This window comes from Aestuariivirga litoralis, assembly GCF_015714715.1.
In the GTDB taxonomy this organism is placed as follows: Bacteria; Pseudomonadota; Alphaproteobacteria; order Rhizobiales; family Aestuariivirgaceae; genus Aestuariivirga; species Aestuariivirga litoralis_A.
The window spans coordinates 1,263,372-1,283,352 of record NZ_WAHS01000001.1 but is presented as its reverse complement, the minus strand read 5'-3'; the positions used below and the strand labels follow the sequence as shown (position 1 = coordinate 1,283,352).

The 19,981-nt window shown below is 57.5% G+C and carries 20 protein-coding genes; 9 read left to right on the top strand and 11 right to left on the bottom strand.

Annotated elements, in window-relative coordinates; all coding sequences use genetic code 11:
- Nucleotides 1-10 precede the first annotated feature (10 nt).
- Nucleotides 11-1,720, top strand: coding sequence for a sulfotransferase (locus F8B91_RS06655; RefSeq protein WP_196502893.1), 1,710 nt, complete (start codon nt 11-13; stop codon nt 1,718-1,720).
- Between the two features lie 267 nt (nt 1,721-1,987).
- On the opposite strand, the gene ald is transcribed toward F8B91_RS06655, so the two are convergent.
- The gene (ald, locus tag F8B91_RS06650) at nt 1,988-3,103 is read right to left on the bottom strand and encodes an alanine dehydrogenase (RefSeq protein ID WP_196502892.1); all 1,116 of its coding nucleotides are present in this window, start codon (nt 3,101-3,103) and stop codon (nt 1,988-1,990) included.
- A gap of 122 nt (nt 3,104-3,225) precedes the next feature.
- On the opposite strand from ald, the gene F8B91_RS06645 reads away from it, so the two are divergent.
- Nucleotides 3,226-3,696, top strand: a complete 471-nt coding sequence (locus tag F8B91_RS06645; protein ID WP_196502891.1) for an Lrp/AsnC family transcriptional regulator — start codon at nt 3,226-3,228, stop codon at nt 3,694-3,696.
- Here F8B91_RS06645 and F8B91_RS06640 read toward each other — a convergent pair.
- Both F8B91_RS06640 and F8B91_RS06635 read right to left on the bottom strand, forming a co-directional pair.
- A complete protein-coding gene (locus F8B91_RS06640; RefSeq protein WP_196502890.1) occupies nt 3,681-4,619 on the bottom strand; it encodes a DMT family transporter in 939 nt (312 codons plus the stop codon). The genes F8B91_RS06645 and F8B91_RS06640 overlap by 16 nt on opposite strands.
- Nucleotides 4,616-6,091 (bottom strand): PLP-dependent aminotransferase family protein, encoded by a 1,476-nt coding sequence (locus tag F8B91_RS06635; protein WP_196502889.1) that lies wholly within the window; start codon nt 6,089-6,091, stop codon nt 4,616-4,618. The genes F8B91_RS06640 and F8B91_RS06635 overlap by 4 nt, the downstream gene beginning before the upstream one ends.
- A gap of 64 nt (nt 6,092-6,155) precedes the next feature.
- Here F8B91_RS06635 and F8B91_RS06630 point away from each other — a divergent pair, with 64 nt between their 5' ends.
- The 3 genes from F8B91_RS06630 to F8B91_RS06620 all read left to right on the top strand — a co-directional run bounded on the left by F8B91_RS06630 (nt 6,156) and on the right by F8B91_RS06620 (nt 8,484).
- Nucleotides 6,156-6,782 (top strand): class I SAM-dependent methyltransferase, encoded by a 627-nt coding sequence (locus tag F8B91_RS06630; protein WP_348641722.1) that lies wholly within the window; start codon nt 6,156-6,158, stop codon nt 6,780-6,782.
- Between the two features lie 96 nt (nt 6,783-6,878).
- Nucleotides 6,879-7,892, top strand: a complete 1,014-nt coding sequence (gene bmt, locus F8B91_RS06625) for a betaine--homocysteine S-methyltransferase (RefSeq protein WP_196502887.1) — start codon at nt 6,879-6,881, stop codon at nt 7,890-7,892.
- A 46-nt stretch (nt 7,893-7,938) separates the two neighbouring features.
- Nucleotides 7,939-8,484, top strand: a complete 546-nt coding sequence (locus F8B91_RS06620; RefSeq protein WP_196502886.1) for a phosphatase PAP2 family protein — start codon at nt 7,939-7,941, stop codon at nt 8,482-8,484.
- Here the strand turns inward: F8B91_RS06620 and F8B91_RS06615 are convergent.
- Both F8B91_RS06615 and F8B91_RS06610 read right to left on the bottom strand, forming a co-directional pair.
- Entirely contained in the window at nt 8,481-9,434 is a 954-nt protein-coding gene (locus tag F8B91_RS06615; protein WP_196502885.1) for a Gfo/Idh/MocA family protein, read from the bottom strand. The genes F8B91_RS06620 and F8B91_RS06615 overlap by 4 nt on opposite strands.
- 6 nt (nt 9,435-9,440) lie before the next feature.
- Entirely contained in the window at nt 9,441-10,682 is a 1,242-nt protein-coding gene (locus F8B91_RS06610; RefSeq protein WP_246714983.1) for a cysteine desulfurase-like protein, read from the bottom strand.
- Nucleotides 10,683-10,824: 142 nt separating this feature from the next.
- Here F8B91_RS06610 and F8B91_RS06605 point away from each other — a divergent pair, with 142 nt between their 5' ends.
- Nucleotides 10,825-11,523, top strand: a complete 699-nt coding sequence (locus tag F8B91_RS06605) for a corrinoid protein (RefSeq protein WP_196502884.1) — start codon at nt 10,825-10,827, stop codon at nt 11,521-11,523.
- A gap of 135 nt (nt 11,524-11,658) precedes the next feature.
- Here F8B91_RS06605 and F8B91_RS06600 read toward each other — a convergent pair whose 3' ends face one another.
- The gene (locus F8B91_RS06600) at nt 11,659-11,823 is read right to left on the bottom strand and encodes a Flp family type IVb pilin (RefSeq protein ID WP_196502883.1); all 165 of its coding nucleotides are present in this window, start codon (nt 11,821-11,823) and stop codon (nt 11,659-11,661) included.
- A gap of 281 nt (nt 11,824-12,104) precedes the next feature.
- Here F8B91_RS06600 and F8B91_RS06595 point away from each other — a divergent pair, with 281 nt between their 5' ends.
- The gene (locus F8B91_RS06595; protein ID WP_196502882.1) at nt 12,105-12,740 is read left to right on the top strand and encodes a DUF1638 domain-containing protein; all 636 of its coding nucleotides are present in this window, start codon (nt 12,105-12,107) and stop codon (nt 12,738-12,740) included.
- Here the strand turns inward: F8B91_RS06595 and F8B91_RS06590 are convergent.
- Entirely contained in the window at nt 12,732-14,012 is a 1,281-nt protein-coding gene (locus F8B91_RS06590; RefSeq protein ID WP_196502881.1) for an NAD(P)/FAD-dependent oxidoreductase, read from the bottom strand. The two genes, F8B91_RS06595 and F8B91_RS06590, sit on opposite strands and share 9 nt — an antisense overlap.
- A gap of 78 nt (nt 14,013-14,090) precedes the next feature.
- Between F8B91_RS06590 and F8B91_RS06585 the strand changes: the two genes are divergently transcribed.
- Nucleotides 14,091-15,440, top strand: a complete 1,350-nt coding sequence (locus F8B91_RS06585) for a glutamine synthetase family protein (RefSeq protein WP_196502880.1) — start codon at nt 14,091-14,093, stop codon at nt 15,438-15,440.
- A 17-nt stretch (nt 15,441-15,457) separates the two neighbouring features.
- Here the strand turns inward: F8B91_RS06585 and F8B91_RS06580 are convergent, their stop codons facing one another.
- A complete protein-coding gene (locus F8B91_RS06580) occupies nt 15,458-17,239 on the bottom strand; it encodes an aminopeptidase P family protein (protein ID WP_196502879.1) in 1,782 nt (593 codons plus the stop codon).
- Nucleotides 17,240-17,553: 314 nt separating this feature from the next.
- Here F8B91_RS06580 and F8B91_RS06575 point away from each other — a divergent pair, with 314 nt between their 5' ends.
- Nucleotides 17,554-17,745, top strand: a complete 192-nt coding sequence (locus tag F8B91_RS06575) for a DUF1127 domain-containing protein (RefSeq protein WP_196502878.1) — start codon at nt 17,554-17,556, stop codon at nt 17,743-17,745.
- A gap of 6 nt (nt 17,746-17,751) precedes the next feature.
- On the opposite strand, the gene F8B91_RS06570 is transcribed toward F8B91_RS06575, so the two are convergent.
- From F8B91_RS06570 to F8B91_RS06560, 3 genes are all read right to left on the bottom strand, one after another.
- The gene (locus tag F8B91_RS06570; protein WP_196502877.1) at nt 17,752-18,696 is read right to left on the bottom strand and encodes a 50S ribosomal protein L11 methyltransferase; all 945 of its coding nucleotides are present in this window, start codon (nt 18,694-18,696) and stop codon (nt 17,752-17,754) included.
- 9 nt (nt 18,697-18,705) lie between these two features.
- Entirely contained in the window at nt 18,706-19,365 is a 660-nt protein-coding gene (locus F8B91_RS06565; RefSeq protein WP_196502876.1) for an OmpA family protein, read from the bottom strand.
- A 72-nt stretch (nt 19,366-19,437) separates the two neighbouring features.
- Nucleotides 19,438-19,962, bottom strand: coding sequence for an ABC transporter substrate-binding protein (locus F8B91_RS06560; protein ID WP_196502875.1), 525 nt, complete (start codon nt 19,960-19,962; stop codon nt 19,438-19,440).
- Nucleotides 19,963-19,981 lie beyond the last annotated feature (19 nt).

The following is a 19,981-nucleotide window of genomic DNA, read 5'->3' as shown; positions in this document are numbered from 1 at the left end:
GGAACGCAGCATGGGCGCTCCGTTTTCTCCCGTTCTCGAAACCTACAGGGAAATTCCGGAAGGGTTGAAGATTTGCAAGGATGCCTTGTCCGCGGACGAAATCGCAGAGGCGGACGCCATCCGCCATGAGTTCCTCGTTGAGGGGCAGTCTGTACCCTATATGCAAGACATTGTCCGCGCCTTCCGCAAGTTAAAGGGAAAATGGACCTATGCGGAAATCGGCACGACTGATCGCAGCAACCTTGCATATGCAGCAAGCCTTCTTGCTGATGATGCCCTTCTGATCGGGGTTTTTTCCAACGCCGATGAAACAGCCGATGCAATGATCCGATCCAGGTTGAAGTCGGGGCAAAACTATATCTTTTTGAAGGGCGACCCCCGGAAAATTGACACGGCGTCCGAGATGTCGCGGTTGCTGGGCAAACGAAAACTCGATGCACTGTTCATTGATCGCGATAACACAGCCTATGCGGTAATGACCGACTACGCCTATTTCAGCCCCATGCTGGGGTCAGGCGGCTTCGCCATGTTCCATGATTGCCTTTGGGAAGGCAATCACCAGTACAAGGGTGCTGCGGATGCCCTGGCTGAAATCGACAGGTTTGAGCCAGTCTATCTTGTGCCTGGTTTTGGCGAATGCCGGCGGTTTGCCCGCCCGCTGTTTCGCGACCCAACCTGGGGCGTCGTGGGCTTCTGTTTCCCGGCACATACGCAGGCCGTGAACAAGAGCACCCAGAAACTTGCTCCTAAGCCCGCAAAGTCAGCGGCCATTGTCAAAGACCGCACAACACTTGAAACGCAAATCCCGCTCAAGCATCCCACCCTGATCTGTATCGGCGCCCAGCGATCCGGAACCACTTGGCTTGCGAAGGCGCTCCAGGAGCACGGGAGTTTCTGGCTCCCGGGCAACAAGGAGTACAACTACCTTGCCCGTTTTCCGCGCAACCGCGTGTTGGACCGTAAGGCATACGACCGGTTGGCACGGAAATCCTGGCTGTTTTTTGGCGGCAGGGACAAACACTGGTGGAAAATCTACACCCGTGACTGGAGCCTCGATAACTACGCCGAATTGTTCTCTCTGCACGAGGACAAGGAATACTCGGCCGATGTGTCTCCCAGCTATTCATTGCTGAGCGAAGGGGAGATCCGAGCCGCGCAGTATTATCTCGAAGGCAGGCCGCTCCTGTTCTTGGCCAGGAACCCCATCGACCGCGCCTGGTCTGCAACCCGCAAGATCATGGACGATGACCCTGAGAGGAATATGGACGTCGTCGCCTATCAAATGTTCGACGTTTATACCCGCGCTTTCTCGGATTATGCGGCAACCATCAAGCGCTACCGCGACGTGCTGCAGGACTGCAATCTCAAGATCGTATTCTTCGATGACATCGAAAGCCGACCGGCGCAGGTCATGTCCCTGTTGACCAGGTGGCTGGGAATAGGTCCCCATCCGGCAGAGCTCAATCCGTCGCTGATTAGCAGCAAGCGCAATGCCGCTCGTGAAATCACGTTGCCGGACGAATTGCGTGATGCGGCAGAGGCCTATTATGCGCCCTTCATCGAAGAGTTCCGCGAAGTCTGCAAGATTCCGGGCATCCTGTTGAGCGAAGATCTGCCGCTTTGGCTTACGGGCACTGCGCCGAAAACTAGGCCGCCCGCACCTGTCCCCCAACCGCAGCCCCAAGGGTTTTTCCGCAGGCTGCTGTCGCGCCGCACATGAATCCCAAATGAATCAAGGGTTCAGCGGGGGCTCAGGCGAAGGTATCTAAAAGCAACAACAAGACGAGACGCGACTGTCTCCGTTAAGAGGTTGTTAAGATGTCGAGCCAGCGCCAAGCCTTTGAAAAGAATCATTTTCCGAAAGGCAGAATCGGGGAACAATGCTCCCCATGAGAGACATTGAACGCGGAAAGACACGTCGGCTGTTCTTCGTCCTGGCCCTGTGCATGGGCCTGGCGATCCTGGCGCCTGTGGCGGTGCTGGCGGCCTAAGCCGTCAGCTTTTCTGCCGGAACGTAGTCATAGCCAAGGTCCTGGGCCACAGCCTTGTAGGTCACTTTGCCAGAAGCAACATTTAGTCCATTGCGCAGATGGGCATCATCAGCCAGCGCCTTTTTCCAGCCCTTGTCGGCAATGGCCACAGCGAAGGGCAGCGTGGCATTGTTCAGCGCAAAGGTTGAAGTGCGGGCCACACCGCCCGGCATGTTGGCCACGCAATAGTGAATGACACCGTCCACCACATAGGTCGGCTCGGCATGGGTGGTGGCATGTGAGGTTTCGGCACAGCCGCCCTGGTCAATGGCCACGTCCACAAATACTGAGCCTGGCTTCCAGTCTTTCAGCATCGCCTTGGTGATCAGCTTGGGTGCAGCAGCACCTGGGATCAGCACGCCGCCGATCACCAGATCAGCTGTGGCACATTCGTCTTCAATTACACTCTGGGTGGAATACAGCGTCTTCAACGACAGGCCAAAACGCGCGGTCAATTCTTCCATCCGATCGGTGGAACGTTCGATGATCGTCACATCAGCGCCCATGCCCAGCGCAATCGCTGCCGCATTGGTGCCCACCACGCCGCCGCCGAGGATGACGACTTTGGCAGGGGCCACGCCGGGAACACCGCCCAGCAACATGCCGCGCCCGCCTTGCGCCTTTTCCAAGCAATGCGCGCCCGACTGCACCGACATGCGGCCAGCCACTTGGCTCATCGGGGCCAGCAGCGGCAGGCCGCCACGGGCATTGGTCACCGTTTCATAGGCGATGCAGATGGCACCTGATTTCACCAGATCTTTGGTCTGTTCCGGATCGGGAGCGAGATGCAAATAGGTATAGAGGATCTGCCCGTCACGCAGCATGGCGCGCTCGGCAGCCTGCGGCTCTTTCACCTTCACGATCATGTCGGCTTTGGCGAAAATCTCTTTCGGCCCGTCAATGATCGAAGCACCTGCGGTCGTGTAATCTGCGTCGGAAGAACCGATCCCAGAACCGGCATTCTTTTCCACCATCACCTTGTGGCCATGGCGCACCAGCTCACGCACCGACAGCGGTGTCAGGCCAACGCGGTATTCGTGATTTTTGATTTCCTTGGGCAGGCCGATGAGCATGGGTTTTCTCCGTTGGATGCGATGCCAGAGACTAGGGGCAGATGGCTGGCGGTTTCTTCCAAACTTGCAGCTGTACATAGCCCGGCTTGGAAAAATATTCCGGAATGTGCTAGTTATTCGGCATGAAATTCGAAAAACGCGACAAATCTGACAAAATCATCCTCGCCGAATTGCAACGCCGCGCCACCATGCCACTAGCGGAACTGGCGGAAAAAGCGGGGTTGTCGGCATCCTCCTGCCACCGGCGGGTGAAGCTGCTGGAAGAGCAGGGCGTGATCATCGGCTATGCGGCGCGTCTCGATGGCCGCGCACTTGGTTTGGCCAATGAATTCTTCTGCGAAGTATCTCTCACTGCGCAAACCGAAGAAGCCTTCGAGAAATTTGAAAAGGCCGTCCAGCGCACGCCGGAAATTCTGGAATGCCATTTGATGAGCGGGCAGTTTGACTATTTGCTGCGCGTGGCCGCTGCCGATGCCAGCGACTATGAGCGCATCCACCGCACCAAACTCTCGCGCTTGCCGGGCCTGCAGCGCCTGCAATCATCACTCGCCTTGCGCGCGGTAAAAAGCTGGGGCGGTTATCCCGTCACCTGAATGGGTCCCGCCCGGCGCTGGTCCATCGCAATCATGAACAGGCCGGCACCGATCACGATGGCCGCACCGAGCAGCGTGTAGAAATCCGGATAATCGCCGAACAGCGTGATCCCGAAAATCGTGGCTGTGATGATCGCCGAATATTCCAGCGGAGCCACGAAGTTCACGGGTGCCGAGAAGTAGGCCCGTACAAAGAACACCGTAGAGACCATTGCGAACACGCCAATGGCCACCATAACCGCAAAGTCGCGAAGGCTGGGCCAAGCGAATTCAGCGGTGAGTGCCGCCAGCGCAGGCGTAGCACTGGCATCGATCTTCAACGCAGTAATCACAATGCCCAAAACCACAGAGCCGAGCAGGTAACAAACGCTCTGCATATTAGCGACGACCAGCGGATCAACCACCACCTTCACCTTGCGGCCAATCAACTGGGCAATGGCATAGGAAAAGCCGGAATAGATGGCGAGCAATGCGGAAGGCTGAAAGCTTTCCCCACCCGGCCGCACACTAATCAGCACGCCGCAGAAACCCAGCGCAATGGCAATCCAACGATAAGCCGGAACCTTTTCACCGAGCACAGGTCCCGCCAATGCGCCCACGAAGAACGGCATGGTGAAATACAGCGCAGTCGCATTCGCCAGCGGCAGCGTGGCAATCGCCAGGCAAAAGCCCAGATAGGATGTGAACAGCAGGAAACCGCGCCACACGATCAGGCTCGAACCACGCGGCAAACGGAACAAATTGCGCCCGTTCCACGCACCCCAAGCCATGAACAGCGCCATTGCAATGATGCCGCGGAACATGATGGTTTCCCAAGTTGGGTAACCGGCATTCATCGCCTTTACCAGCGCGTCCTGCGAGGTGGCAAAGAAAATTCCGGACAGAAGATAGGCCGCGGCCCGCGGCTTGTTATCGGCAGTCATGACGGTTGCTTGATCAGTTCCGATAACAGTTTGATGCCGGGCTCGATCTTCTTTTCATCAATGGAGGAAAAGGCGAGGCGGAAGTAATTGCGCGGCGCTTGAGCAGCGCCAAAGCAGATGCGCCCAGGATTGATCAGCACGCCTTTGGCCGTTGCCGCTTGCGACAGCGCATCGGCATCGAGCTTCGCCGGGCCTTTCACCCAATAGGACGTGCCACCGAATGATGGATTGCGCGCCGACGATGGCAAATGCTTCGACAAAGCAGCCCCCATGATTTCCCAACGGGTGCGATACGCCTTATGCAATTTGCGGATCAGCGCATCGTGATGGCCGAGCGACAGAAACAGTGCCGCCGTGCGCTGGTTGTTGGACGGCGCATGGCGCACCATCAAACGGCGCAGCGCGCGGGCTTCTGCGATCAGCGCTTTCGGCGCCACCATAAATCCCAGCCGCAGCCCGGGGAACAAGGTTTTCGACAGCGAGCCCACATAGATTACCCGCCCGTCATCATCGAGCGATTTGAGCGCGGGGCAGGGCTCGTTCACATAATTGGTCTCGAACTCGTAATCGTCTTCAACGACGATGAAGTTTTTCTCCGAAGCTTTCTTCAACAAAGCCATGCGCCGCTCCAGCGGCATCGTCACCGTGGTCGGGAATTGATGGCTCGGTGTAGTATAAACAATCTGCGCATTGTCGAGCTCCGGCCCCAACATCAAGCCCGATTGATCCACTGGTGCAAGGCCCACATTCTGGCTGCGCAGCTGGAAAATGTTGCGCATGTCCGGATAGCCCGGCTCTTCCATCACCACGCGCGTGTCTTGGTTCACCAGCAGACTGGTGATCAGATAGATTGCATTCTGCGCGCCCAGCGTGACGAGGATTTCATCGTCATGCGCCATGATCCCACGCCGGGGCAGAATGCGGCGGCGGATCTGCTCGACCAGCAGCGGGTCATCCTCATTGGTGAAGTCATTGGTCCAGTCGCCCAGCCATTTCTTGCCCAGCGCCTGCCTGGTGCAATCGCGCCATTCAGCCAGCGGAAACAGCGTATGGTCCACCTGGCCATAGATAAAGGGATAGGCGAAATCCTGCCAATTCCGCACCTTCACGGTATTGGGCTGGTGCGAGGGATGCTTATTGACCAGCCTTTCCCAATTGAGGCCTGTGCCCTTCGGCTTTTCTGGCGAGGCAGCTTTGCGCGCCTTCGGCATATGATCTTCCAGCGCCTTGTCGGAAACGAAATAGCCTGAGCGCTGCTTGGCCAGAAGATAGCCATCATCCAGCAAGCCCTGATAGGCCAGCACCACCGTGTTGCGCGACACGCCGAGCGATTTGGCCATCTTGCGGGTAGAGGGGATGGGTTCCTGCTGGTCCAACTGGCGGTCCAGGATGGCCGAAACCAGCGCCTCACGAATCTGCGTTTGCAGCGAAGCATATTCGCCGCGCTTGATATGGATCAGCCAGTCACGCATGGAGGAAGACTTTCAAACAGAATTGGACCTATATAGGTCCAGTTTGATCTCATTGGCTAGACCCGTGGCAGACATTGCAGCCTACATAAAAACGCATCTCGTCCTCGCACCTGCGAAGGCGGTGCCTGAGATTTTGCTTTATCAGGCGCATCCCAAAAGTGGCCTCACATCCTTTCTGGGTGAAGACGCGCCGCCCCCTTACTGGGCCTATGGCTGGGCCGGCGGCACGGTGCTGGCGTGCTACTTGCTGGATCATCCGGAACTGGTGGCCGGTAAGAATGTCAGGGATATCGGCACGGGCTCCGGCGTCGTCGCCATTGCTGCGGCCAAGGTCGGTGCCAAGGTGACAGCAATTGATATTGATCCGCATGCCGTCGCCGCCGCGCGGCTGAATGCGCAGGCCAACAATGTTCAGATTGAAGTGGAGCAGGGCGATGCCCTCGCTCTGGCGGTGGATGCCGACGTCATTACAGTGGGCGACTTGTTCTACGATGAGGCGCTGGCAAAGCGCAACTTGGCTTTCCTTCAAACATGCCGCGTGCAGGTCCTGATCGGCGATCCGAACCGCAAATCCCTGCCGCGCGAAGCTTTGGTCAAGCTGGCGGATTACAGCGTGCCCGATTTCGGCCAGTCCGCGCCGGCCCCCGCCGCCATCTATACTTTGGCGGGAAAAGCCGCCGAGCGCCGTTGAGGCCGGGACAACGCAATGATTGTGCGTTAACTTCTAGGCTTGCCGCACTGTCGGAAATCATATAAAGATATCTTTATATAGTTTTGAGAGGTCCACATGTCCCGCCCGTCTTTCACTGAAGCCCTGAACACCCGCCCCTGGCTTTTGGCCGATGGTGCCACTGGCACCAATTACTTCCAGATGGGCCTGGAATCGGGCGATGCGCCGGAAATGTGGAATTTTGAACATCCTGGCAAAGTGCGCGATCTGCACAAGCGCTTCATCGCAGCGGGTGCCGATATCGTTCTCACCAATTCCTTCGGTGGCAACCGCCACCGCCTGAAACTGCACAATGCCCAGGACCAAGTGCGCGAGATCAACATCGCCGCCGCCAAGAACGCCCGCGCCGAGGCTGATGCTGCCGGCCGCGCAGTCTATGTGGCTGGCTCAATGGGCCCCACCGGCGAAATCTTCGAACCCGTTGGCACTTTCTCCTATGCAGACGGCGTTGTTGCCTTTGAAGAGCAGGGCAAGGCCCTGAAAGAAGGCGGCGCTGATGTGCTGTGGATTGAAACCATGTCGTCGGAAGAAGAGCTGCGCGCCGCTGTCGAGGGTGCATCGAAAGCTGGCCTGCCGATCGTCACCACCATGAGCTTCGACACCAATGGCCGCACCATGATGGGCATCACCCCGCATGCCTTTGGCAAACTGACCAATGACCTTGCTGTGATGCCAGCCGCCATTGGCGCCAATTGCGGTACCGGCGCTTCGGAACTCGTCGCCACTGTCATGGGTATTGTTGAAGAACGCCCGGATGCAATCGTGGTGGCCAAGGGCAATTGCGGCATCCCGCAATATCATGATGGCCACATCCATTATTCCGGCACACCGGAATTGATGGCCGATTATGCCCGCATCGCATTCGATGCCGGGGCCCGCATCATCGGCGGCTGCTGTGGCACCAGCCCGGACCATCTGGCATCGATGCGCAAAGCACTCGAAGGCCACAGCAAGGGCGCAGCCCCTTCGATTGCCTATGTCGAGGAAAAGCTGGGTGCCGTGTCTCAGTTGGCGAAGGGCGTGGATACCGCCGCAGCTGGTGCTGCCAAGCGTGAACGCCGCCGCACCTGACCTTTTCTTAAGTCTCACCTAAGCCATGGCGTGATAAGCTCACGCCATGGATAATGCGATCACCCAATGGATTAATGCACCGGCAGGGCAGAATGACCTTCTGGACCCAGTGGCTTTAGCCACGACCACTTATGGCGTGCCGCTGATGGTGCTGTTCGTCATCGCGCTGTGGTGGCTGGGAAGCCCGGCACAGGAAGTGCGGCATGGATGCATCGCGGCAGGCATGTCGTTCCTGCTTGGCCTGGGCAGCGCGCAGATCATGCTGCTCTTCATCCATCGCATCCGGCCCTATGAAGCCGGCGTCAGCCATCTGATCGTTCCGCCAACGGCTGATTGGTCATTCCCATCCGATCATGCCATTGCCTCAACCAGCATTGTCTTTGCCCTTTTGCTGAACCGTGTGGTGCCAGTCTGGACTTTAGTTCTTGCCGCCATGGCGGCGCTGGTCTGCGTCTCGCGGATCTATGTCGGCATGCACTATGTGAGCGACATTGCGGGCGGCGCGGGCGTTGCCCTTATCGCCGCCCTGATTGTGCAATTCGCCTATCGCCGCGATACCGCGTTCGATAGATGGTTGGTCAGCAGGTTCTAGTGTTTGCCGATGCCGGCATCCCACACAAACTTCTTCACCACCACCGGCTTGGCCATCATATAGGCATCGCAGATCAGTTGCAGTGGGGCCGTATCGGTGTCTGACTTCTTGGCCTTCAACAGCTTGGCGAATTTCGCGTAGATGCGCTCATATTCTTCCAGCTTGGCTTCGATGATCAGCTTGCCATTGATGTAAAGCACGCTGCCCCCATGGGTGAGCTTCATCTTCATGCCATCGGTCGTTCCGATTTCGATTTCCCAGGTCTGCTCGCCGCGCTGGCGCCAGTCGAACACCGCTTGCATGTCGGCTGGCTTGCCGTCGCCGCGCTTGAAGCTGATCTCAACACCGATGGGCGTGGACCAGTTTTCAGGCACTTCGATCTTGCTGGCTTCTACAAAAACCGGTTCAGGCAGAATCTTAGTCACCGCCGACAAGGCATTGATCCCAGGATCAAAAACCCCAAAGCCGCCAGGTTGGGCAATCCATTCCTGGCCCGGATGCCACTTGTTCACGTCCTCGCGCCAGTTCACCCGCATGAAATTCACGGTCTTGCCCTTCAGGCGTTTCTTGGCGAGGTCCAGCGCATCATTGTAGCGCGAATGCCAGGTGGCATAGAGCACGCGCTTCTTCTTCTTGGCATATTCAATCATCGCCAACATTTCACCCACGGTTGGCGTGGGTGGCTTTTCAATCAGCACATGATATCCGGCATCCAGCGCTTCACGCGCGATGGCCAAGCGCACTGATGGTGGGGTGCACAGAGCCACACAATCCACCTTCACCTTGCTTTTGATCAATTCGCCAATAGTGGAGAAATGCGGCTTTCCGGCCAGCGCATTGTTGCGGCTGACGGTGGCGACAAGATCAAACTTCTTGTTCTTGCTGATGCAGGGCACATGCTGGTCGGTGGCGATCTTGCCCAGGCCGACGACGGCGATTTTATGACTCATAATTCCTCACTTCAGAATTTTATGGAGTGATGCGATCAGCGCATCGACTTCCTGTGACGTGTTGTAATGCGCCAGACCCACGCGCAGCACACCGCCCTTGTCCTGCAGCCCCATGCGCTTCACCGGCTCAAGAGCGTAATTGTGCCCGGACCAAACGAAGATATTATCCGCCGCGAGATGGCGCGCGATCTTGTCCGGATCGACGCCGTCCACGGTAAATGAAACTGTGGGCACGCGGCGGTGCATCGCGTTATCAGACGTCACGCCGCGGATGGTGAGGCCCTTGAAGGGCTTCAGCTTCTGGATCAGTTCCAGCGTCAGCTTCTGCTCATAAGCGGCGAGATTGCTCCACGCCGATTTGATCCGCGCCGCGCGCGTTGCACCAGTGCCGAATTGCTCGACATAATCGACCGCCGCCAAGGAGCCGGCCATGCCTTCGTGGCTCTGGGTGCCGGTTTCAAATTTGTGGCCGATATCGCTATCCGCAACGGCGCGCACTTTATAGGCGAAGGTTTCCTGCAACAGGTCCTTGCGGGCCCACAGGATGCCCTGGTGCGGGCCGAACCATTTATAGGCCGACGAAACCACCACATCCGCCCCCAGCGTCTGCACGTCGATGGCCAGATGCGGTGCATATTGCACGCCGTCGAGATAAACCAACGCACCCGCCGCCTTGGCCTGCTTGGTGAACAGCGCCACATCATGCACCGTGCCGGTGCAATTGGATGCCATGCCCATGGCGAGAAGCTTGGTCTTTGAGGACAGCACCTTGGTCAGGGCATCATCCGGGAATTCATAGGTTTCCGTATCGAAATCCAGCCACTTCACGACGAGGTCCAGATCCTCCGCCAGCAACAGCCAGGGGGCCACATTGGCATCATGGTCCATGCGCGACAGGATGATTTCATCGCCCTTCTTGAGCTGGCGGCCCAGGCAGCGCGAGAAGTGGAACGTCAGGCTGGTCATGTTCTGGCCGAACACGATTTCGTCAGCCGAGGCGGCATTGTAGAAATCGGCCATGGCCTGATGCGCTTCGTCCACCACCTTGACTGCAGCCTTGGTGGTGGCGAAATGCCCGCCGAGATTGGCATTCTTGGATTTGAGCACGTCCACCATGCGGTCAATGACGATCTGCGGCACTTGGGTGCCGGCCGGATTGTCAAAATAAACCCGGTTCTGGCCGCTATCTTTCAACGCCAGCGCTGGAAATTGCTGCCGGATGCCGTCTAAATTCAACGCTGCGCTCAAATTTCTCTCCCTTTTTGTACGACAATAGCGGGCAAGCTTGCTTGCCTCAACGGTCGGTTTCAGGCATGTCAATGTCGGTGGATGATCTGGCCTTTTCGCGAGGCGGACTAAACTGACGAAAACCTTTCTGCGGAGTTCTGCGATGAGCGATGGTGGTGATCTTGATCTCAATTCCCTCAATGACGAGGACTTGGTGCAGCAGGTCCATGACGACCTTTACGACGGCTTGAAAGAGGAAGTCGAAGCGGCTGTTCACATTCTCCTCGGCCGCGGCTGGACGCCCTATGACGTTCTGACCAAGGCCCTGGTCGAAGGCATGCGCATCGTCGGCGTGGATTTCCGTGACGGCATCCTATTCGTGCCGGAAGTGCTGCTGGCCGCCAACTCAATGAAGGCCGGGATGACCATCCTGCGCCCGCTGCTGGCTGAAACTGGCGCTCCTCGCGTAGGCAAGATGGTGATCGGCACCGTCAAGGGCGACATTCACGACATCGGCAAGAACCTGGTCGCCATGATGATGGAAGGTGCGGGCTTTGAAGTCATCAATATCGGCATCAACAATCCGGTCGATAACTATTTGAAGGCCATGGATGAGCACAAGCCAGACATTATCGGCATGTCAGCGCTGCTGACCACCACCATGCCCTACATGAAGGTCGTGATCGACACGATGAAGGAAAAGGGCCTGCGCGATGATTTTATTGTGCTGGTGGGCGGCGCGCCTCTGAACGAGGAATTCGCCAAGGCTATCGGCGCTGATGCTTACTGCCGTGACGCGGCCGTGGCCGTGGAAACCGCCAAGACCTTTATGGCCCGCAAGCACAACCAGCTGGCTGGCTAAACCAGCGCGTTCCGCAAAAGTTGCAGACTTTTGCGATCAGAACTCGCGCCCTTGTTAAAAACGCAAAAAGCGCCGGCAAAACCGGCGCTTTCCACTGTAATGGCTGCCCCAGTCCGAAGACCAGGGCGAAGCTTATTACTTGCCCGAAGCGATGTGCGAGCCGATGGACGAGAACTGGGTCGTCACCTGGCTGGCCAACTTCGGCATGATTACGACCAGGGCAACGCCCATGGCAGCGGCGATCACACCGTATTCAATTGCGGTAACGCCGGATTCGTCCTTGAGGAACTTCTTAAACATCTAAACTCTCCATTTTTACTTTGTTACTTACAGCACTGTTCAAGGACACTCCGTCGTCGAACAGGAACCAAACTACGCGACAGCTCTTAACGCGTCCTGAAATGCACGCCTCGAATTGTCCCGAACGGGGGGTTTGGAAGCGCGAAACGGCCCCATGGTTTCAGAATGGTAAAATTCGAAACGTTTTCGCGCGTGATGTGCGGCTTTTTGGTCTGACCAGTCGCTTGGAAACGCGCGCGAGCGGGCTTACATGGTTATTTTAGTGTGAAGAATAGCAGGTCATGACCGCCGTCGATCTCAAACCGTCTGACAGTTTCAGCAAGGCAGGCCACGCCGCGGAGGTGTTGCTGCTGGCCTGCGGGGCCCTGGCGCGCGAAATCGTAGACCTGGTAGACAGCAATGGCTGGAAGCTTTTTGATATCCAATGCCTGCCGGCCAAGTGGCACAACACCCCGCAATTCATTGTGCCGGCTTTGCGCGACAAGATCCGCGCCAATAAGGCGCTCTATAAGCGCATCTATGTGGTCTACGGCGATTGCGGCACCGGCGGCCAGCTGGATGCCATGCTGAAGGAAGAGGGCGTGGAGCGCATTGAAGGCCCACATTGCTATGCCTTTTATTCCGGCAACAAAGCCTTCGCGGCGCGTGAAGACACGGAGTTCACATGCTTCTTCCTCACGGATTATCTGGCCCGCCATTTCGAAAAGCTGATGTGGGAGGGCTTGGGGCTCGACCGCCATCCTGAGCTGCTGAAGGATTACTTCGGCAATTACACCAAGCTGATCTATTTGGCGCAGACGGATGATAAGGGCCTGCAGGCAAGGGCCGAAGACGCTGCCCGGCGCCTGGGGTTAGCATATGAATACCGCTTCACTGGCTATGGCGAACTTGCAACCGAGATGCAGCGCCTAGCTTAGCGCGTCCCTGATCCGGTAATAAGCCATCGCCGCCACCAGCAGCGGCGTGCGCAGGGCAGGCCCACCGGGGAAGGGCAGGTGTTTGATGCGGGCGAACAGATCGAAGCGTTCAGCCTGGCCACGGATCGCCTCGGCCATCAGCTTTCCATACAGCCCCGACAAAGCCACGCCTTGGCCGGAATAGCCGTGAGCATAATAGACCGTCGGTGAAAGCCTTCCACAATCCGGCACGCGGTTCGAGGTGATGGCGATGAAGCCACCCCAGGCATAATCGATCTTCACATCTTTCAACTGCGGGAACACCGTCGTCATCCGCGGGCGCATATATTCAGCGAGGTTGCCGGGCTCCAGTGTGGAATAACTGGCGCGGCCGCCAAACAGCATCCGGTGATCCGACGAGCGGCGATAGTAATCCACGATGAAATTGGTATTCGCTACCGCTTCATTATCACGAATCAGGGCCTCTGCACCCGCCTTGCCCAAAGGCTCCGTAGCAAGGATGTAGCTGGCCACTGGCATCACCCGCCCATAGAGCGGCTTTACCGTGCGGCCCAAATAGGCATTGCCGGCAATGACCATGAACTTCGCTGTCACCTTGCCATTGGTGGTGCGCGCGTAAGGCTTGGCCCCCGTCTCGATTTCAATCGCTGCCGAATGCTCATGGATTGTCACACCGGCATTCTGTGCCGCAGTGGCCAGACCCAGGCAATAGTTCAGTGGATGAAAATGCCCGGCGCGCGATTCCCGCAGCGCGCCATGATAAGCTTTGCTGCCCAGCTTCTCTTCCAGCTCGGCCTTCGTAAGGAGCGTGTTGCCGCCATAACCCAGCGCCTCATATTCTTCGGCCATCTCCTTCAAATGCTCGAACTGATGCGCCTTGGGGATGCAATGCATATAGCCCCAGGTGAGATCGCATTTGATTTTGTAGGCGGCGATGCGCTCTTCGATCAGCCGCTTCGACTCTTCCGCCATGTCGAAGCACAGTTTGGACGCGGCCTTGCCGAGTTGTGAATCCAGCGGCGATTGGCCGGAGGAAAACCCTGTGCAAATTTGCCCACCATTGCGGCCCGACGCGCCGAAACCAATCGTTTCCGCTTCCAGAACCACAACTTTGAATCCGGCCTTGGCCAGTTCGAGTGCGGCCGAGAGCCCGGTATAGCCAGCACCAATCACACATACATCGGTGCTCACATCGCCGGCGAGGGGAGATGTGACGATCCGCGCATTGGCAGTGGCTTGATAGTAGGATTGGGCTGAAATGGATGCAGGCATGGCCTGTGATAGCTGGCCCGGTTTGCTTGCGTCAACAAGACCGGGTAAGCTCTTTTTATCGCAACCCAATGAAGTGTCATGAACCAAGCCAAATTTGAAGACTATCTCGAAAGCAAGAAGATCAGCGAAGTCGAATGCCTTGTCGCTGACATGTCTGGAACCGCACGCGGCAAAATCTTGCCGCCCAAGAAATTCCTGAAGGGCAACAAGTCCAAGGGCCTGCGGGTTCCCGAAGAAGTCTTCACATTGACCATCAATGGCCGCTTCGTTTCTGACACAGAGGCTGTGAGCGACAGCGCCATCGACATCTATATGCAGCCAGATGTGGATACGATCCGCATTGTACCCTGGTACACCGAGCCCACCGCACAAGTGATCTGCGACGCGTTCCATCTGAACGACGATCCCGTGACCATTTCTCCGCGCTCAGTGCTGCGCCGCGTTCTGGAACTTTACAAAGACAAGGGCTGGCGGCCGGTGATCGCACCGGAGCTTGAATTCTATTTGGTCAAAAAGAATATCGATCCGGATTACCCGTTGGATGCGGCGGTGGGCCGTTCAGGACGCAAGGAATCAGGCGGGCAAGCTTACGGCATTGATGCCGCCAATGATTTCGACCCGATCGTGGAAGACATCTATGACTGGTGCGAAGCACAAGAGCTTGATGTGGACACGCTGTCCCATGAAGCCGGCCCCGCGCAGCTGGAAATCAATTTCAACCACGGCGATCCACTGGAACTGGCCGACCAGGTGTTCCTGTTCAAGCGCACGGTGCGCCAGGCCGCGTTGAAGCATGATGTCTATGCCACCTTCATGGCCAAGCCGCATGAGAATGAGCCGGGCTCATCGATGCATATTCATCAGTCGGTGGTGGATGCCAAGACGGGCCGCAGTATTTTTGCCGGCAAGGATGGCAAGCCCTCGAAGCTGTTCCTCAATCACATCGGCGGCATGCAGCGATATATGGCTGCCACTTTGCCGCTGCTGGCGCCCAATGTGAATTCCTATCGCCGCCTCGTGCCGGAGAGCGACGCACCGACCAATGTGCATTGGGCCATCGACAACCGCACTGTGAGTTTGCGTGTGCCATCATCCGATCCTGCCAATTTGCGCGTCGAGAACCGCGTGGCAGGTGCTGATGCCAATCCTTATCTCGCCTTCGCGGCCTCCCTCGCGGCGGGTTATCTCGGCATGGTGGAAAAGGTGAAACCGTCTGATCCGGTGACGGGCTCAGCCTATCGCTATGCCCACACGCTGCCGATCAGCCTGGACGAGGCGCTGGACAAGCTGTCCTACACCAAGACCTTGCGTCAGACGCTGGGCGAGCAATTCTGCGAAGCCTATATTGATGTGAAGTTCTCGGAGATGCAGCATTTCCGCCGCACGATTTCGAGTTGGGAGCGCGAGTTCCTGTTGCTGAATGTTTGACGTGCGTGCGCGGGACTTTACAGCGCCGCGCAGCTCTCCTTCAGCCACACCAAAGCCTCACCACTCATGCGGGGTGAAAGCTCTTTTTCAACCCGCTCGTGATAGGCGTTGAGCCAGGTCAGCTCATCCGGCGTCAGCAGTTTCACCTCGATCAGATGGCGGTCAATCGGCGCCCAGGTCAGGGTTTCAAAACCCATCATCTTGCGTTCACCACCTTCAATCTCGGATGGCTCCGTCACGATCAGCAGGTTTTCGATGCGGATGCCAAAATGGCCGGGCTTGTAATAGCCAGGCTCATTCGAAAGAATCATGCCGGGGCGCAGCGGCACGTGTGATGCCTTTGATATGCGCGCAGGGCCTTCATGCACCGACAGGAAGCTGCCCACGCCATGCCCGGTGCCATGATCGAAATCGAGGCCGGCCTGCCACAACGCATTGCGCGCCAGCGCATCAATATGGGCACCCGTAGTGCCTTCCGGAAAGCGCGCCACCGAAATCCCGATCACACCTTTCAGCACGCGGGTGAAACGGTCTTTCATTTCAGCCGTGGGCGTGCCCACGATCATCGTGCGCGTCACATCGGTGGTGCCGTCGCGGTACTGCCCGCCGGAATCCATCAGGAAGATTTCATTGTTTTTGATCGGCGCACTGCTTTCATCGGTGACGAAATAATGCGGGATGGCGGCATGTTCGCCAGCGGCCGAGATGGAAGGAAACGAAAGGTCCTCCAGCATGTTCGTCGCCTGGCGGAATTTCTGCAGCGAGGCGGCCGCAGCCTTCTCATCCAGCTGGCCCTTGGGGCCTTCGACCGACATCCAGTGCAGAAAATTGGAAAGTGCTGCGCCATCGCGCACCTGCGCATCGCGGGCCCCCTGTTGCTCCACCGCATTCTTCTGCGCCTTGGGCATGGTGCAGGGGTCAGTGCCGTAAACGACTTTGGCCTTCGCCGCTTCCAGCACGGCGCGCACGTGATCGGGTGCAGAATTCTCATCCAGCAGCACTTGGCCCTTCGCCAGCTTCTTGAGGCGCGCGGCAAGCTCCTTGGGATCATAAACCGTGGCGATGCCCTTCAGCGCCTTCTTCACTTCATCCGGCACGCGCGACGATTCAATGAACAGCTCAGCCTTGGCATTGGCATGCAGGATCGCATAGGCCAGCACCACTGGCGTGTAAGCCACATCAAGCCCACGCAGATTGAGCAGCCAGGCCACGGAGGAGGGCTCGGCCAGGAAGGCAGCAACATGGCCAGCCTTTTTTAATCCGGCCGCTAGGTCCTTCAATTTCTGCGCGGCGGATTTGCCGGCAAATTTGTCAGGCTGCACGAACAAAGGCTTCTGCGAGCGGGCAGGTTGGTCTTCCCAAATCTGATCGATGAGATTCTTTTTTACCGGCGCAAGCTTGGCGCCCACCTCGGCACAGGCCTTCTGGAAACGCCGCGCTTCAGAAACGGTGAGCAGCATGGGATCAAAGCCCAGCGTCTCGCCCTTCTTCAGATTGGCGCTCACCCAGGCTGTCGGCGGCGCATCCACCAGATGCTGCGGCGTATAAAGCTTGCCATCGGTCTGCACCCGTACTTGGGTCGTGTAGCGGCCATCAACGAAAATCGCGGCCTTCTTGTCGGTCACAATCGCGGTGCCCCAGGAGCCGGCAAATCCGGTGAGCCAGCGCAAACGTTCGGCATAGGGGGCCACATATTCGCCCTGGAACTCATCCTGGCGTGGCACGATGAATCCGTTGAGTTTTTCGGCCTTGAGCACATTGCGCAGGGCTTTGAGTTTGGCAGCAGCGGTCTGAATCATGCCGCAAAGCTTAACGCAGAATACACCACCAGGACAGATGTCGAAGTTGACCCGCTATGCGCATTTGACGGGTTTTGCAGCAATATGACGAGTTAAAAGGCTGAATTCACCACGCTATTTATGCGGATTACGCATAGCTAATGCCGTTCATCCTTTGTTAATCTTGAAATCTTTAAGAGAACTCTCATCGAAACGGATCGTTATCAGTCACAATTCTGCTATAATCCGCCACTATACAACAGCTTATCAGATTTCGGAGTTGCTATGCAGAAAGTGCATGCAATTTGACAATGGAAAACACTTTGGAGATGACTATGACTTTGTCGAGTTTGGAACGTGAAACCACCCGCCATGCGAACCGCACCGGCACCCTTCTGGGCCGTGTGCAGTCTCTGGTTTCGCGCACCCGTGCGATCCGCCAGCTGCATCAGCTTGATGACCGTTTGCTGGCCGATATCGGCCTGTCGCGCGGCGAGATCGAGTCGAGCGTCTGGGGTCGTCGTTAAACGCTACTAAGCGTCTTCGGCCCAGCCGAGACCCTTTGAACCTATAAGCTGCGCCTTGCGAGAGGCGCGGCTTTTATTTTGGCGCGATGGCTTGGTCATCACCAAAGCAATCCAGTTTTCACTGTTGATCACGCGCCGGGTAATCAACCCACGCGCCGTATAGACCGCCTTGATCCAGCGCAGCTGGTCCACCGTCAATCCCGACAGAATGAGATGCCCGCGCGGCTCCAGCATGGACACAATGCCCGGTGCCAGCATCGCCAGCGGCCGCGCCAGAATATTGGCAAAGATGAGATCATAGGGCGCCGCTTTGCGGATGGCGGCATCATGCAGGCCGGCAGCAGTGAGCCCCTTGAACCACGGTCCAGAGCCATTGTGGATGGCGTTGAGCTTCGCCACACGCACCGCTTCAGGATCAATATCGGTCGCTAACACGTGTGAGCGCAGCGCTTTGGCAGCGGCAAGCCCCAGCACGCCTGTGCCGGTGCCGAGGTCCAGCATGCGGGCAGGGCGGTGGCGCTTCAGAATGTCATCAAGTGCTTCAAGGCAGCCCCAAGTCGTGCCGTGATGTCCGGTTCCAAAGGCCGTGCCGGCGTCGATCTCCAATGAAATGCCACCGGCGCGGCGCGATGGGCGATCATGTGACCCATGCAGGAAGAACCGCCCCGCCACCACCGGGTTCAGCCCAGCGAGAGATTCTCGCACCCAGTCCCGGTCCGGCACCGGCGCAACGGCAGCGCCGGCCAAGTTGAAATGAGCACGCGCGTCCTCGGCTTCTTCAGCTGAAGAGAACCAGGCCACGGTTTCCCACAGCGCCTTGGCTTCGTCGGTTTCGTTGATGGTGACGGCAAGTGCGTCGATGGCAAAATCATTCTCGATCTTGTCCATCATCGCAAAGGCCCCGTCATGCGACAGGTTGCCGAAACTCAAAGTGAAGCGCGCCTCGCTCACGATCAAGTATCAGGTCAGCGGCAAAATGGTGATTTCCACACGGCGGTTCTGCGCACGGCCTGAAGGCGAAGCATTCGACGCAATCGGATCACCCGCGCCATGGCCCTCCACCGAGAACCGGTTGGGATCGAGCTGCTGGGCCGAAAGATATTGCGCCACCGAAGCCGCGCGCCGGCGCGACAGGTCATAATTGTAATTCGGATCGCCGGAGGAATCTGTATGGCCGATCACATTGATGAGCGTCTGTTTGTATTCCTTGAACACCAACACCACTGAATTCAGCGTGTTGTAGAATTGCGGCTTCAGCTCAGACTTGTCGGTATCAAACGTGATGTTGGACGGCATGTTGAGAACGATGCTGTCGCCCACGCGCGTCACTGAAACGCCGGTGCCCTGCAGGCGCTGCCGCAACTTGGCTTCCTGGTTGTCCATGTAAAGGCCGATGCCGCCACCGGTCAAAGCACCAATGCCTGCGCCAATCAGCGCAGCCTTGCGCACATCGGCACTCACGGCAGCACCGATCACTGCGCCGGTGATGGCGCCAATGCCCGCACCGCCAAGTCCACCGACAGCCGTGTTGGAGGCCTTTTGCTCGCCGGTGAATGGATCGGTCGTGCAGGCAGAAAGAAGCAAGGCTGCGGCAAGCACAGCCAGAACAGGTTTTTTCATCTGGATCCCTCAATAACCCAAAGCGATTTGTCTGCCACTTATGGCAGAATTGAGATCGCTGGAAAGAGGTTCTTACTGTGACAGCGCGGTAGACAGCGCGTTCACATCACCATTATGGTTCTGGATGATGCCGGTGAAATAGCTGCGCATTGCCCCGACCACCGAAATGCCCAGGATCAAAACGTCGGAAACGCGTTGTGGCCCGGCAAGGCGGAAGGTGATCGACGCGCCGGAATCAAAGCGCACGGTGGCCAGGCTACCGGAGCAGCTGACCGACGAGACGCCGGAGGTCGGAATATAGTTTGAATTATCGACCAGGAATTTGCCGATGAATTTGCGCGCCGATGCGAGATAGCGGCTTTGCTGCGCAGGCGTGAGCTGCGAACGATATTTGCCCAAAGCGGTAAGCGAAAGCGAGTTCAAGTCAATATAGCGCGAAGCAGCATTGATGAAGGCTTGCGGTGAACGCTGCCGGGCGGCACCCTGAATGGCGGTTGCAGCACTTTGCGCAAATTCACGCGAGGGGCAACTGTCAGCGAGAGCAGCGCCGCCGGACAGAGCAAGCGCGAGAACAAAAGTGGAGATAAAACGCTTCATCAACAATCAAAACTCCCAC

Coding starts and splice junctions, on each gene's coding strand:
- F8B91_RS06655 (WP_196502893.1), top strand. CDS start 11: ATGGGCGCTCCGTTTTCTCCCGTTCTCGAAACCTACAGGGAAATTCCG.
- ald (WP_196502892.1), bottom strand. CDS start 3,103: ATGCTCATCGGCCTGCCCAAGGAAATCAAAAATCACGAATACCGCGTT.
- F8B91_RS06645 (WP_196502891.1), top strand. CDS start 3,226: ATGAAATTCGAAAAACGCGACAAATCTGACAAAATCATCCTCGCCGAA.
- F8B91_RS06640 (WP_196502890.1), bottom strand. CDS start 4,619: ATGACTGCCGATAACAAGCCGCGGGCCGCGGCCTATCTTCTGTCCGGA.
- F8B91_RS06635 (WP_196502889.1), bottom strand. CDS start 6,091: ATGCGTGACTGGCTGATCCATATCAAGCGCGGCGAATATGCTTCGCTG.
- bmt (WP_196502887.1), top strand. CDS start 6,879: ATGTCCCGCCCGTCTTTCACTGAAGCCCTGAACACCCGCCCCTGGCTT.
- F8B91_RS06620 (WP_196502886.1), top strand. CDS start 7,939: ATGGATAATGCGATCACCCAATGGATTAATGCACCGGCAGGGCAGAAT.
- F8B91_RS06615 (WP_196502885.1), bottom strand. CDS start 9,434: ATGAGTCATAAAATCGCCGTCGTCGGCCTGGGCAAGATCGCCACCGAC.
- F8B91_RS06605 (WP_196502884.1), top strand. CDS start 10,825: ATGAGCGATGGTGGTGATCTTGATCTCAATTCCCTCAATGACGAGGAC.
- F8B91_RS06600 (WP_196502883.1), bottom strand. CDS start 11,823: ATGTTTAAGAAGTTCCTCAAGGACGAATCCGGCGTTACCGCAATTGAA.
- F8B91_RS06595 (WP_196502882.1), top strand. CDS start 12,105: ATGACCGCCGTCGATCTCAAACCGTCTGACAGTTTCAGCAAGGCAGGC.
- F8B91_RS06590 (WP_196502881.1), bottom strand. CDS start 14,012: ATGCCTGCATCCATTTCAGCCCAATCCTACTATCAAGCCACTGCCAAT.
- F8B91_RS06585 (WP_196502880.1), top strand. CDS start 14,091: ATGAACCAAGCCAAATTTGAAGACTATCTCGAAAGCAAGAAGATCAGC.
- F8B91_RS06580 (WP_196502879.1), bottom strand. CDS start 17,239: ATGATTCAGACCGCTGCTGCCAAACTCAAAGCCCTGCGCAATGTGCTC.
- F8B91_RS06575 (WP_196502878.1), top strand. CDS start 17,554: ATGACTTTGTCGAGTTTGGAACGTGAAACCACCCGCCATGCGAACCGC.
- F8B91_RS06565 (WP_196502876.1), bottom strand. CDS start 19,365: ATGAAAAAACCTGTTCTGGCTGTGCTTGCCGCAGCCTTGCTTCTTTCT.
- F8B91_RS06560 (WP_196502875.1), bottom strand. CDS start 19,962: ATGAAGCGTTTTATCTCCACTTTTGTTCTCGCGCTTGCTCTGTCCGGC.